The sequence below is a fragment of the Enterococcus sp. CWB-B31 genome (assembly GCF_020567645.1).
GTDB lineage: Bacteria > Bacillota > Bacilli > Lactobacillales > Enterococcaceae > Enterococcus_L.
This window is the reverse complement of record NZ_JAJDJW010000005.1, coordinates 142,912-156,444: the sequence shown is the minus strand read 5'-3', so window position 1 is coordinate 156,444 and position 13,533 is coordinate 142,912. Positions and strand designations below refer to the sequence as shown.

18 protein-coding genes are annotated in these 13,533 nt (G+C 40.1%); 17 read left to right on the top strand and 1 reads right to left on the bottom strand.

Annotated elements, in window-relative coordinates:
* Positions 1-5 precede the first annotated feature (5 nt).
* From rplF to truA, 17 genes are all read left to right on the top strand, one after another.
* The gene (rplF, locus tag LI954_RS07175) at positions 6-542 is read left to right on the top strand and encodes a 50S ribosomal protein L6 (RefSeq protein ID WP_229441614.1); all 537 of its coding nucleotides are present in this window, start codon (positions 6-8) and stop codon (positions 540-542) included.
* A 232-nt stretch (positions 543-774) separates the two neighbouring features.
* Positions 775-1,131, top strand: coding sequence for a 50S ribosomal protein L18 (gene rplR / locus LI954_RS07170; protein ID WP_202069156.1), 357 nt, complete (start codon positions 775-777; stop codon positions 1,129-1,131).
* 20 nt (positions 1,132-1,151) lie between these two features.
* A complete protein-coding gene (gene rpsE / locus LI954_RS07165) occupies positions 1,152-1,652 on the top strand; it encodes a 30S ribosomal protein S5 (RefSeq protein WP_086349674.1) in 501 nt (166 codons plus the stop codon).
* Positions 1,653-1,666: 14 nt separating this feature from the next.
* Entirely contained in the window at positions 1,667-1,846 is a 180-nt protein-coding gene (gene rpmD, locus LI954_RS07160) for a 50S ribosomal protein L30 (RefSeq protein WP_202069159.1), read from the top strand.
* 37 nt (positions 1,847-1,883) lie between these two features.
* Positions 1,884-2,324, top strand: coding sequence for a 50S ribosomal protein L15 (gene rplO, locus LI954_RS07155; protein WP_202069161.1), 441 nt, complete (start codon positions 1,884-1,886; stop codon positions 2,322-2,324).
* Complete coding sequence (secY, locus tag LI954_RS07150; protein WP_202069163.1) at positions 2,324-3,622, top strand: preprotein translocase subunit SecY; 1,299 nt, start codon at positions 2,324-2,326, stop codon at positions 3,620-3,622. The genes rplO and secY overlap by 1 nt, the downstream gene beginning before the upstream one ends.
* Positions 3,623-3,823: 201 nt before the next feature.
* Complete coding sequence (locus LI954_RS07145) at positions 3,824-4,474, top strand: adenylate kinase (RefSeq protein WP_202069165.1); 651 nt, start codon at positions 3,824-3,826, stop codon at positions 4,472-4,474.
* A gap of 201 nt (positions 4,475-4,675) precedes the next feature.
* Positions 4,676-4,894 carry a translation initiation factor IF-1 gene (gene infA / locus LI954_RS07140; RefSeq protein WP_067395111.1) on the top strand — a complete coding sequence of 73 codons (219 nt, stop codon included), beginning with the start codon at positions 4,676-4,678 and terminating at the stop codon, positions 4,892-4,894.
* A gap of 32 nt (positions 4,895-4,926) precedes the next feature.
* Positions 4,927-5,043 carry a 50S ribosomal protein L36 gene (gene rpmJ, locus LI954_RS07135; RefSeq protein ID WP_002288710.1) on the top strand — a complete coding sequence of 39 codons (117 nt, stop codon included), beginning with the start codon at positions 4,927-4,929 and terminating at the stop codon, positions 5,041-5,043.
* Positions 5,044-5,061: 18 nt separating this feature from the next.
* The gene (gene rpsM, locus LI954_RS07130) at positions 5,062-5,427 is read left to right on the top strand and encodes a 30S ribosomal protein S13 (RefSeq protein ID WP_202069167.1); all 366 of its coding nucleotides are present in this window, start codon (positions 5,062-5,064) and stop codon (positions 5,425-5,427) included.
* Positions 5,428-5,454: 27 nt separating this feature from the next.
* Positions 5,455-5,844: a 30S ribosomal protein S11 gene (gene rpsK / locus LI954_RS07125; protein WP_202069169.1), complete on the top strand. Its 390-nt coding sequence runs from the start codon at positions 5,455-5,457 to the stop codon at positions 5,842-5,844.
* An 80-nt stretch (positions 5,845-5,924) separates the two neighbouring features.
* Complete coding sequence (locus LI954_RS07120) at positions 5,925-6,863, top strand: DNA-directed RNA polymerase subunit alpha (protein WP_202069171.1); 939 nt, start codon at positions 5,925-5,927, stop codon at positions 6,861-6,863.
* 27 nt (positions 6,864-6,890) lie between these two features.
* Entirely contained in the window at positions 6,891-7,271 is a 381-nt protein-coding gene (rplQ, locus tag LI954_RS07115) for a 50S ribosomal protein L17 (protein WP_229441613.1), read from the top strand.
* 687 nt (positions 7,272-7,958) lie between these two features.
* Positions 7,959-8,798 carry an energy-coupling factor ABC transporter ATP-binding protein gene (locus LI954_RS07110; RefSeq protein ID WP_202069173.1) on the top strand — a complete coding sequence of 280 codons (840 nt, stop codon included), beginning with the start codon at positions 7,959-7,961 and terminating at the stop codon, positions 8,796-8,798.
* Positions 8,774-9,637: an energy-coupling factor ABC transporter ATP-binding protein gene (locus tag LI954_RS07105; protein ID WP_229444064.1), complete on the top strand. Its 864-nt coding sequence runs from the start codon at positions 8,774-8,776 to the stop codon at positions 9,635-9,637. Before LI954_RS07110 ends, LI954_RS07105 begins: the two co-directional genes overlap by 25 nt.
* Positions 9,634-10,431 (top strand): energy-coupling factor transporter transmembrane component T family protein, encoded by a 798-nt coding sequence (locus LI954_RS07100; protein ID WP_202069175.1) that lies wholly within the window; start codon positions 9,634-9,636, stop codon positions 10,429-10,431. Before LI954_RS07105 ends, LI954_RS07100 begins: the two co-directional genes overlap by 4 nt.
* A gap of 20 nt (positions 10,432-10,451) precedes the next feature.
* Positions 10,452-11,198, top strand: coding sequence for a tRNA pseudouridine(38-40) synthase TruA (gene truA, locus LI954_RS07095; RefSeq protein WP_202069176.1), 747 nt, complete (start codon positions 10,452-10,454; stop codon positions 11,196-11,198).
* A gap of 829 nt (positions 11,199-12,027) precedes the next feature.
* Here the strand turns inward: truA and brnQ are convergent.
* Positions 12,028-13,380 (bottom strand): branched-chain amino acid transport system II carrier protein, encoded by a 1,353-nt coding sequence (gene brnQ / locus LI954_RS07090; RefSeq protein ID WP_202069408.1) that lies wholly within the window; start codon positions 13,378-13,380, stop codon positions 12,028-12,030.
* Positions 13,381-13,533: the final 153 nt, after the last annotated feature.

The following is a 13,533-nucleotide window of genomic DNA, read 5'->3' as shown; positions in this document are numbered from 1 at the left end:
TCTAAGTGAGCCGTATTGGTAATAAAGTAGTTGTTCTTCCTGCTGGCGTTGAAGTGAAGCAAGACGGAAACAACATAACTGTAAAAGGACCTAAAGGTGAATTAACTCGTGAATTCTCTTCAGATATTACAATGAATATCGAAGGAGCAGAAGTAACTTTCACTCGTCCAAATGACAGCAAAGAAATGAAAACAATCCACGGAACAACCCGTGCAAACTTCAACAACATGGTTGTTGGCGTAAGTACAGGTTTCGAAAAAGCTTTGGAGCTTATCGGGGTTGGGTACCGTGCACAAGGACAAGGCAACAAATTAACATTAAACGTTGGATACTCTCATCCAGTTGAAATGACTGCTCCTGAAGGTGTAACGTTTGAAGTGCCTACAAATACTCAGGTAATTGTAAGAGGTATTAATAAAGAACACGTTGGCGAATTAGCAGCGAATATCCGCGGCGTTCGTCCTCCAGAACCTTATAAAGGCAAAGGTATCCGCTATGTTGGTGAATATGTACGCCGTAAAGAAGGTAAAACTGGTAAATAATAAAAGATGTGTAGGAAAATCGCTTAGAAGCGAGCAACAAGAGAAATCAACTTTGTTGAAACGAAGTTTCAATCAAGTGATTTGCTTGTGCCGCAGCTTCTATTTTCCGGAACTCGTTACTCTCGGGTTTTAGAGAAAATCGCTTAGACTGATTTTTCAACGGTCATTTATTTACAGTTTCTGGTCTAAAACTGCTGAACAGGCAGTTTATTAAAATTAAGAGGTGACAATTGTGATTACAAAACCAGATAAGAATAAAACACGTCAGAAGAGACACAATCGTGTTCGTAATAAAATCTCTGGTACTGCTGAGTGCCCACGCTTGAACGTTTTCCGTTCTAATAAAAACATCTACGCTCAAATCATTGATGACGTAGCGGGTGTGACGCTAGCAAGTGCCTCTGCCTTGGATAAAGATATTTCAGGTGGAACAAAAGTTGAGCAGGCTGCTGCAGTTGGTAAACTGGTTGCAGAACGTGCTGCTGAAAAAGGTATTAAAGAAGTAGTCTTTGACCGTGGTGGATACCTTTACCATGGCCGCGTGCAGGCTCTAGCAGAAGCTGCACGTGAAAATGGACTGGAATTTTAGGAGAAGGAGGAACACCATTCATGGTTTATATTGATCCAAAGCATTTGGAATTAGAAGACCGCGTTGTTGCAATCAATCGTGTAACAAAAGTTGTTAAAGGCGGACGTCGTCTGCGTTTTGCGGCTTTAGTGGTTGTCGGTGACAAAAACGGGCATGTTGGTTTTGGTACTGGTAAAGCTCAAGAAGTACCGGAAGCAATTCGTAAAGCGATTGAAGATGCGAAGAAGAACTTAATTGAAGTTCCTATGGTTGGTTCTACCATCCCTCATGAAGTAATCGGAGTATTTGGCGGCGGCCGTATTCTAATGAAACCTGCAGTAGAAGGTTCTGGAGTAGCAGCTGGCGGACCAGTTCGTGCCGTATTGGAGTTAGCTGGGGTAGCTGATATCACATCTAAATCACTAGGTTCAAATACGCCAATCAATGTTGTTCGTGCAACAGTTGATGGATTAACTCAATTAAAACGCGCTGAAGAAGTGGCAGCACTTCGCGGCAAATCTGTAGAAGAAATTATCGGTTAAGGAGGACAACAATAATGGCTGAATTAAAAATTACTTTAAGACGCAGTGTTATCGGACGTCCTCAAAACCAACGTGATACAGTAAAAGCGTTGGGATTGAAAAAAATGAACAGTTCGGTTGTTAAACCAGCTAATGAAGCTATCAAAGGTATGGTTAACACGATCTCTCATTTAGTGGACGTAGAAGAAGTTTAATTTACTCAAGTAGATTGTAAGGAGGTGCCAAACCACAATGAAACTTCATGAATTGAAACCCGCTGAAGGTTCCCGTAAAGTACGTAACCGTGTTGGACGTGGTACTTCATCTGGTAATGGTAAAACAGCAGGCCGTGGACAAAAAGGGCAAAAAGCTCGTTCAGGCGGCGGTGTACGTTTAGGATTTGAAGGGGGTCAAACTCCATTGTTCCGTCGTTTACCAAAACGCGGATTTACAAATATTAACCGTAAAGACTATGCAGTAATCAATTTAGATGTGTTAAATCGATTCGAAGATGGAGCTGAAGTAACACCTGTTGTCTTGAAAGAAGCAGGATTCGTTAAAAACGAAAAGGCAGGAATCAAAGTTCTTGCAAGCGGTGAATTAACGAAGAAATTGACTGTTAAAGCAGCAAAATTCTCTAAAGCAGCGCAAGAAGCTATTGAAGCTGCTGGTGGATCTATCGAGGTGATCTAATGCTTAAACTATTAAAGGATGCTTTTAAAGTCAAAGACATTAGATCAAAGATATTCTTTACATTGTTTATCTTATTAATATTTCGTTTAGGGGCTCATATTACTGTGCCGGGTGTTAATGCCAAAGGGTTGCAGGAATTGAGTGGTCTGCCATTTCTAAATATGTTGAATATTGTCAGCGGTAGTGCAATGCAGAATTTCTCCATCTTTGCGATGGGGGTTTCTCCATACATTACTGCATCGATTATTATTCAGCTGCTGCAAATGGACATTGTACCAAAGTTTGTTGAATGGTCGAAACAGGGAGAAGTCGGTCGTAAGAAGCTGAATCAGATGACTCGTTATCTGACAATCGGTTTGGGTATTGCCCAGTCGTTTGCTTTAACTTATGGGTTCAACTCCTTGAGCCAAATAGGAATTGTAAAAAATCCTACGACCTCAACGTATGTTATGATTTCCGTTGTTTTAACTGCGGGTACACTTTTCGTTACCTGGATGGGAGAGCAAATTACAGAAAAGGGAATTGGTAATGGTGTGTCAATGATTATCTTTGCCGGGATTATTTCAGGCTTGCCTGGAGCTGTCAAAGAAATTATTGAAGATTACTTCATTAACATTAATTCATCTGATCTGGTGAACTCTATCATCTTTGTAACAGTATTGGTTATTGCAATTTTACTGATCGTAACTGTTGTTACATTTGTACAGCAGGCAGAAAGAAAAATTCCAATTCAATATACAAAACGTGTATCTGGAGCTCCAACCAGCAGTTATCTGCCATTGAAAGTGAATGCCGCTGGGGTAATCCCGGTTATCTTCGCCAGTTCATTAATTTCAACACCTAATGCAATTTTGCAGGGCTTTGCTTCTAATTATACTGGGGAGACATGGTATGAAATCATGACAGAAATTTTCAACTACAACACAGTACCCGGTGCAGTCATTTATACTGTACTGATCGTTGCTTTTACATTCTTCTATGCATTTGTTCAGGTTAATCCGGAGAAACTTGCGGAAAATCTGCAAAAACAGGGAAGTTATATACCAAGCGTACGACCAGGTAAAGGGACAGAGGATTACGTGTCCGGAGTGTTGATGAGACTGAGTGTCGTTGGTTCTATATTCTTGGGTATCATTGCTTTGCTGCCAATTATTGCGCAAATGCTTTGGAACCTGCCTCAATCAATTGGGTTGGGCGGAACCAGCCTGCTGATTATCATCGGTGTTGCGTTGGAAACAGCGAAGCAACTAGAAGGTTTAATGTTGAAACGTCAATATGTTGGCTTTATCAATAAGTAAGAATCGTGTGTTGAGGATCTTCCTCAGCACCATTCTCACATATTTTCTAGATTGATTCAGCTTACTCAGATTTATCTAGCTTTACAGGTCAGCATTTAGAGAATGACAGATGAGTACTTTAAAGGAAGCAGCTCATTGTTTCTGTTTTTCAACTGTTGCTGTTTTAAACCTGTTCAGCTTTTAAATTTAGGAGGAAAACAAATGAACCTCATTTTAATGGGACTTCCCGGAGCAGGGAAGGGAACGCAGGCAGAAAAGATTATCGACAAATATGGGATTCCTCATATTTCTACTGGTGATATGTTTCGAGCTGCAATGAAGAACGAAACTGCTCTTGGAGTTAAAGCAAAATCGTTTATGGATAAAGGTGAACTGGTTCCGGATGATGTAACAAATGGAATCGTAAAAGAACGTCTTGCTGAACCGGATACAGAAAAAGGCTTTCTGTTGGACGGGTTTCCAAGAACGATTGATCAGGCTAAAGCTTTGGATAAAATGCTTAAAGAGTTAGACAAAAAAATTGATGCTGTAATTGACATCCATGTAGAAGAGAATGTGCTGATCGAACGGTTGGCGGGGCGCTATATGTGTAAAAACTGCGGAGCGACCTATCACAAACTTTTCAACCCTACAAAAGTAGAAGGAACATGTGATCGATGCGGCGGACATGAGTTCTATCAAAGAGAAGATGACAAACCTGAAACGGTGAAAAATCGTTTAGCGGTAAACATCGAAAGCAGTGCGCCGATTTTGGCTTACTACAAAGATAAGAACTTGCTGCACACAATCGATGGAAATCGTGAAATCGCTGATGTATTCTCCGATGTAGAAAAAATTATTGAAGAGAAATAGTCGATCCAGATTTGCCCGCCGGTTTCCGTTGTGTCTGTGCTTAGTAGATTCTCTTGCTAAATAGAATATTTTATGCTAAACTGTATCAGTCCGACTTCTATGCGATTTTTTAGAAGTTAAATTGAAAATTCCAGGTGGGAGCAGCAGTTTCCGCCGTTTTATCGTGTGAAAATGCGAAACAAGTACAAGGAGGTACTGTGCGTGGCAAAAGATGATATGATTGAAATCGAAGGTACAGTCGTCGAAACTTTGCCGAATGCAATGTTTAAAGTCGAATTGGAAAATGGGCATGTTGTATTAGCTCATGTTTCCGGTAAAATCCGTATGCATTATATTCGAATTTTACCCGGGGATAAAGTAACTGTTGAGTTATCACCATATGATTTAACTCGCGGTCGCATCACCTACCGATTTAAATAATTGTACTCCGTAAAATCTCAGGAGGTATTATCATGAAAGTAAGACCATCAGTAAAACCAATGTGTGAACATTGTAAAGTAATTCGTCGTAAAGGACGCGTTATGGTTATTTGCCCGGCAAATCCAAAACATAAACAGCGTCAAGGATAATAGGAGGTGTAACGAATAATGGCTCGTATTGCAGGAGTAGACATTCCTCGTGACAAACGTGTAGTAGTTTCTCTTACTTATATTTTCGGTATTGGTAACACTACTGCGAAACAAGTTTTAGCGAATGCAGGCGTATCAGAAGAAGTTCGTGTTCGTGACTTAACGAATGAACAGACAGATGCGATCCGTGCAGAAATTGACAAATTAAAAGTTGAAGGTGACCTTCGTCGTGAAGTGAACTTGAATATTAAACGTCTGATGGAAATCGGTTCATACCGTGGAATCCGTCACCGTCGTGGATTACCGACTCGTGGACAAAACACGAAAAATAATGCACGTACTCGTAAAGGCCCAGCTCGTACTGTAGCAGGCAAGAAAAAATAATTCCTAAGTGAAGGAGGTTAGAACTTCATGGCAGCAAAGAAAGTTAGTCGTAAACGCCGTGTGAAAAAGAATATAGAAGCTGGAATTGCACATATCCATTCTACATTCAATAATACAATTGTGATGATTACTGATACTCATGGAAATGCGTTAGCATGGTCATCAGCAGGATCTTTAGGCTTCAAAGGAAGCAAAAAATCAACTCCTTTTGCCGCTCAAATGGCTGCAGAAGCTGCAACTAAGGTAGCACAAGAACATGGACTTAAAACTGTCGAAGTAACAGTTAAAGGACCTGGCTCTGGACGTGAAGCAGCAATTCGTTCATTACAAGCAACAGGTTTAGAAGTGACTGCAATTCGTGACGTGACTCCAGTTCCTCATAATGGATGCCGCCCTCCAAAGCGTCGTCGTGTTTAATGAGTGCTGCTCATTTTGAGTTTGAAATTAAAAGGTCATTGAACAAGACACTTTTCGTTTTGAAAGGGGTATAGATAAGAATGATTGAATTTGAAAAACCAAGAATCGAAAAAATTGATGAAGATAGAGATTATGGCAAGTTCGTTGTAGAGCCTCTTGAACGAGGTTATGGGACTACTTTAGGCAATTCTCTACGTCGTATTTTATTATCTTCATTACCTGGGGCCGCAATTACGAATATTCAAATTGACGGTGTTTTACATGAATTCTCCACGGTTAAAGGTGTTAGAGAAGACGTGACACAGATCATTCTGAATATTAAAGGATTAGCGCTTAAGCTCTATGCTGAAGAAGAAAAAACCCTTGAGATCGATATTACAGGACCCGCTGCAGTAACTGCCGGCGATATTATCGTAGACAGTGATGTTGAGATCCTAAATAAAGATTTACCTATCTGTAGTGTTGCTGAAGGAGCTACTTTCCATGCTCGCTTAACAGTGAAACCTGGTCGTGGCTATGTTCAAGCAGACGAAAACAAAAAGGAAGATATGCCGATTGGTGTTCTGCCTGTCGATTCCATCTACACACCAGTACGCCGTGTGAACTACCAGGTAGAAAATACGCGTGTTGGACGTCGTGATGACTTCGATAAACTAACAATGGAAATATGGACAGATGGATCAATCATTCCACAGGAAGCTCTTAGTTTAGCGGCTAAGATTATGACTGAGCATTTAGATATCTTTGTGAATCTGACTGATGAAGCGAAAAACGCTGAAATTATGGTAGAAAAAGAAGAAACACAGAAAGAAAAAATGCTGGAAATGACCATCGAAGAACTAGACCTGTCTGTTCGTTCATATAACTGTTTAAAACGTGCAGGAATTAATACTGTACAAGAGCTTACAAACAAATCTGAACCTGAAATGATCAAAGTACGTAATTTAGGCCGTAAATCTCTTGAAGAGGTTAAGCTGAAATTATATGATTTAGGTTTAGGCTTACGTAAAGACGATTAATACTTTTTACGAAGGAGGGAAACCAACGTGGGTTATCGTAAATTAGGACGCACATCTAGCCAACGTAAAGCGATGTTGCGTGACTTAACAACTGACTTAATTATTAACGAACGTATTGTTACGACTGAAGCTCGTGCAAAAGAAGTTCGTTCAACAACTGAAAAAATGATTACTTTAGGTAAACGTGGAGATCTTCATGCACGTCGTCAAGCTGCTGCTTATGTGCGTAATGAAGTTGCCAGTGTTCGTGAAGAAAATGAAGCTATCGTAGTTGAATCAGCTTTACAAAAACTGTTCAATGACTTAGGACCTCGTTACGCAGAACGCCAAGGCGGATACACTCGTATCCTTAAAACTGAACCTAGACGCGGAGATGCTGCGCCAATGGTAATCTTGGAATTTGTTTAATAATCAAACTATACCGTCACTTTATAGATGATTCTGTTAGAGTGTTATGATGTTGGAGGCGACTCCGAGTCTAGCTCGCGCACTACCCGCTGGTATTTCCGGCGGGTAGGCACTCATCATATAGGGTGTTTTTTTGTCTGAAAATGGATGCACAGCTGATTGCTGTTGTGTCTTTTTTTATATCATCAGAAAACTATCTGTTACAGCTGTATCAAATGATTTTCTGACCGCATGGATACAGATCGCCAACAATGCTGGGTTTTTGAATAATTATTGAGCTGACCAATTATAAGGAATACTTTTTCTTCAGCCTGTCAAAGTTTTCACAGATAAAGGTATTAAAGATTATTTGAATCAATATTTTCAGCAATTTTTTCAGTGAGATTCATATATTATTTTTTTTGTTGTTTCACCTGAGTTTCCTTTTTTCTAATCTCCTGTTTTTGATCACTTACATGGTATCATATAAAAATCAGACTACTCTTCCAGTAAATATTTTAGGAGTGCCTTGACTGTTAGAACTCCCAATTAAAGGATTCTTTTGTTATAATGGAAACTATGGAATTAATCGAAAGAAAACATTGAAAGACAATGTTTTTTTGATAGTATTGGTGCGTGTCTGAAAACTCCAGCGTTAAATGCTTTTAGACATGCTCTAATTCGAATAAATAGGCGAAGGAGTCTATCATGGAATCAATCATAGAGTTGAGTAATATAAATTTTAGTTATCAGCTGGAGGATGCTTCTCCTGCACTAAAAGATGTTTCTTTTACTATTCAAAAAGGGGAATGGGTAGCGATTATCGGGCATAATGGGTCAGGAAAATCAACATTGGCTAAAACGATTAATGGTCTGCTGCTGCCTGTATCTGGTCATATTTCTGTTGGCGGAAAGGAACTGAATGAAGCGAATGTCTGGGATATTCGCCGTATGGTGGGAATGGTTTTTCAAAATCCTGATAATCAGTTTGTGGGTTCGACCGTTGAAGACGATGTGGCATTTGGGTTGGAAAATCAGGGGATACCCAGAAACCAGATGGTGGAACGCGTACTTGATGCACTGCAAAGGGTCCGAATGGACAGCTTTGCAACCAGAGAGCCTGCCCGTTTGTCTGGTGGTCAGAAGCAGCGTGTAGCAATTGCCGGAGTTGTTGCCTTACGTCCGGATATTATTATTTTAGATGAAGCAACCAGTATGCTTGATCCAGAGGGCAGAGAAGAAGTTATTTCTACAATTAAGAAGATTAAATCGGAAAGTAATCTAACGGTTATTTCGATTACACATGATATTGATGAAGCTGCAAATGCGAATCGAATCCTTGTAATGAAGCAGGGGGAGCTGGTTAATGAAGGAACCCCTGAAAAAATTTTTTCTATGGGCTCTGATTTGGTTAATATGGGACTGGATCTGCCTTTTCCTGAAAAATTAAAAATTGCATTGAAGGATCGGGGTATTCAAGTTCCGGAAGAGTATCTGACAGAAGAAAGGATGGTGGATTGGCTATGGACATCCGTTTTGAACAAGTAGATTTTACCTATCAGCCGAATACACCATTTGAACAGCATGCATTGTTTGATATCAATTTAACCATAAAGGATGGTTCCTATTCTGCAATTGTCGGGCATACGGGGAGCGGAAAATCGACACTTCTGCAGCATTTAAATGCGTTAGTGAAACCAACAAAAGGAACAGTAACGATAGGCGATCGAGTGATTACCCCAGAAACAGATAATAAGAATCTGAAACCCATTCGGAAAAAGGTTGGTATTGTATTTCAGTTTCCTGAAGCACAGTTGTTTGAAGAAACAGTGGCTAAGGATATTGCTTTTGGTCCGCAAAATTTTGGTGCTTCTGAAGAAGAAGGTCGGAAGCTGGCAGAAGAAATGCTTGGATTAGTTGGAATGGATGAGAGCTATTTGGATCGTTCACCTTTCGAATTATCAGGTGGACAAATGCGGCGTGTAGCAATTGCCGGAGTATTGGCGATGGAACCGGAAGTTCTTGTTTTAGATGAGCCGACCGCCGGCTTAGATCCTCAGGGGCGTAAAGAAATGATGGAGATGTTTCAGCATTTACATGAAAACCGTGGAATGACGATAGTATTGGTGACACATTTGATGGATGATGTTGCCAACTATGCAGATCAGGTCTTTGTAATGGAAAAAGGACAGGTGATTAAAACAGGCAAGCCTTCGGATGTGTTTCAGGATACTCAGTGGCTCAAGAAAAAGCAACTAGGAGTACCAACGGCGGCTGCTTTTGCTGAGAAGCTGTCAGAAAAAGGTTTCTCAACAGATCAATTGCCGTTAACAGCAAATCAACTGGCTGATCAGATTCTGAATGCAAAGGCTGGTGAAGCGCAATGATGAATAAGCTGATTTTTGGACGCTATATACCGGGAGATTCTTTTATTCATAGAATGGACCCCAGAGCAAAACTGCTAGGCAGTTTCTATTTTATAGCAATCATTTTTCTGGCTAATAACTGGCAGACTTATGCGGTATTGGCTGTCTTCACTTTAAGTGCTGCGGCACTATCAAAAATTAATCTCCGCTTCTTCATCAGGGGAATTCGACCATTAATATGGCTGATTCTGTTTACTGTAGCATTGCAGATGCTGTTTACTCAGGGAGGAGCAGTGTACTTCCAATGGTGGATTTTCTCTATTACAGAATTTGGTGTAATTAATGGGTTGTTTATTTTCTGCCGCTTCGTTTTAATCATCTTCATGTCGACTTTACTGACACTTACAACACCGCCGCTGGCTTTATCGGATGCTATTGAGTATCTGCTGCGGCCGTTCAAGGTTATTAAGGTTCCTGTGCATGAAATTTCCCTGATGCTTTCAATTGCGCTGCGTTTTGTGCCCACATTAATGGATGAAACTGAAAAGATTATGAATGCGCAACGGGCTAGAGGGGTTGATTTTGGTGAAGGGAATTTAATTCAGAAAATGAAAGCAATTATACCTCTTTTAATTCCGCTTTTTGTCAGTAGTTTTAATCGAGCAGAGGATCTGGCTACTGCTATGGAGGCACGTGGCTATCAAGGGGGAGAAGGAAGAAGTAAGTATCGGATTCTTGATTGGCAGTTCGGTGATACAATGGTTATGCTGCTGTTCGCAGCATTAACAGCAGCTTTAATTTTTATCAGAAGTTAATTATAGAAGAAGGTGAGTGAATGCCTCGTTATAAAGCAGTAATTGCTTACGATGGAACCAATTTTAATGGGTTTCAGGCTCAGCCTAACGGAAGAACCGTTCAGGAAGAAGTTGAAAAGACGTTGACAAAAATGAACAATGGTCAGGTAATTCAGGTTTTTGGGTCTGGACGAACGGATGCTGGTGTTCATGCACTCGGACAGGTGATTCACTTTGATTATCCAGAAGACAGACCATTGGAACGCATGCGTTTTGGTTTGGATACACAGACACCAGAAGACATCAGTGTAAAGAGCGTGGAAAAGGTATCGGATAATTTTCATGCCCGTTATCATGTGATTGAAAAGACATATCAGTTTCGAGTTGATATAGGTAAGCCGCGCAGTCCGTTTCGCCGTTTTTATGCGAGTTATTTTCCATATCCTCTGGATTTGGAAAAAATACAGCGGGCATTGCCTGATCTGATAGGTACCCACGATTTCACGTCATTTTGTGCTTCCGGAAGCAGTGTAGAGGATAAGGTGCGTACAATTTATGAAGCTAGAATGGAAGTTAATGCAGAAGGCGATGAACTTCTATTTACGTTCCGAGGCGATGGGTTTCTTTATAAAATGATTCGAATACTTGTTGGAACACTACTGAAAATTGGTAATGGACGGATGGATGAAAAAGCAATTCCGGCAATTTTGGAAGCTGAAAACAGAAATCTGGCTGGACCAACGGCACACCCAGAAGGACTTTATCTTAAAGAAGTCGTATATGAATAAAAAGTTTATCTGATGGATTTAATGAATCCCGTCAGATAAACTTTTTGTTTTACATCAGCATATTGTTTTCTTTTTTAAAAGTTGATGAAGCTGGATATAAAGATTTGCAAGATATTTATCTTCAATGAGATATCCATAAAATAAAGCAGAAGACCTGAATGAGTCTTTAATAGCAAGAAGGATAAACTGATAACCAAATCAATCATAGGCAGCAGTGTATTTTTCCAAATAAGGACTTATTTTAAAAGAATCCAGTTGATTCAGGAAATGATACAAACTCTTTATTGTTAAATGGTAATATATAAACAAAAAATAATGTCATAGTCCCCTAAAACCGAATAAATGGTGTTCCAGTCTTTGTATGATTCGAGCATTCGGATAAACCGTAGGCGCAGAAAAACGGATACAGTGTAATGGTTTGTCTCGAGAATCGTTAGACTCGTAGAGACAGCAGTTCTGGAAATAAGTCGAACTATACTAAAAATATGAATAACTTCAGGGAGGTATTCATATATTCCGCTGACTTGTCAGAGTAGATGATGCTGGTTCTTGAGGCAGAACACTTCTTATACGCAGGTTCTATGACCTAATGAATGGTACATATCTTTTTGTGCGACGAGTAAGCGCAGGAGTAGATAAGTAGAATGATCTAGTTTGTCCCTCAAGGTCAACTTGGAAAAGAACCTCAATAAGTGATCGACCTACAAGCCCTTCTGTCCTCTTTAGTATGACAGGAAATAGCGTGTAGGTCGATCGTTTTTTTCTTTTCATTCTGTTTGGTGTGGACGATAGCCCTCATGAGTGTTTGTCACAACCTCATTTATTAAATTTAAATGTTTGCTTTCTCAGGTGTAACTTTGCTCCATATCCAGCCAACAATAAAACCTATAATTGATGGAACAATCCAGCCCATACCGATTGAAAAGAATGGGAGATAGGACCCAGCCCATTCAAGGATGTTTTGGACAAATCCGCTGTCTTTAATAAAACTGGGAGAATTGTTCAATGCATCCAATAAAGCTGCCAGCAAAGTTACGTAAGTGGTCATCTGGTAGACTTCAGGTCGATGATGAAATAGCGGTCCGATAATAACCAGCAGCATCAATGTGATCGCTAAAGGATACAGGAACATCAATACTGGAATAGAAAACTGAATAATGTTTGTCAGCCCTACATTAGCAAACAGGCAGGGAAGAATACTTACTGCAATAATATAAGTTGAATAGCCAGCCTGAGGAAATAATTCAGAAAATGTTTCTGCACAGGCCGTTATCAGTCCGATCGCTGTTTTGAGACAGGCAATAATAATAATTAAAGCCAGAATCAGGCTGCCCCAGCTGCCCAAATAATGATTGGCGATTTGAGCTAAGGCAATGCCTCCATTTTCGCTTAAAGAAAATGCTCCCATACTCATTGCTCCCATATAAGCCAGCAAAGAGTATATGATGCCCATTAAAAGAATACTGACAGCTCCGGATTTAATCGTATCTCTGGCAATTTCATTAGGTTCTTCAATACCCATTCTGCGAATCGTTGTGACAATAATGATTCCAAAAGCTAAAGAGGCCAGTGCATCCAATGTATTGTAGCCTTCTGTAAATCCTTTGAAAAAGGCATGTTGCACATAGGCTTCACTTACAGGGGCTGTACCCGCTGATCCAAGTGGATAGATAAAAGCAAGCAACAGCAGAATGCCCAGTAAAACTAAAAAGAGAGGATTCAGAAATTTTCCGACATAATCCAGTATTTTAGAGGGTTTTCTGGAAAAAAGCCAGGCTGTAAAAAAGAAAAGAGCTGAGAAAAGAGCTAGAAAAACAGGCTGCTGTTGAGGCGCAATGAATGGAGCCAAACCAATTTCAAATGAAGTGGTCGCCAGTCTTGGCAGTGCAAAAAATGGACCAATTGTTAAATAAAGCAGTGTAGTAAAAATAATTGCATAAGGACGGCTGATTCGCTGAGCCAGATCAAAAAGCCCATTACTCTTTGAAATACCGATAGCAATGACTCCCAGAAAAGGCAACCCTATTCCGGTGATTAGGAAGCCCAAGTTAGCCCAAAAGACGGCTGAACCAGCCTCCTGTCCCAGATGAACAGGGAAAATCAAATTACCGGCACCAAAAAATAGGCCGAAAAGCATAGATCCGACGAAAAGATATTCCCGCCAGGAAAGTTTTTTATTCATTTTAAGTCTCCTCTTGATGATAAAATTGTGACAGCTTGTTGCTTAACTCAAGCTGCTAGAAGCATCTTTATTAAAATAACAGACTTAAGAAGACGAGGCAAGACATTGGAATAAGAATTTATTGTCTTTTCATAATAGAGAAACTAGTGTATT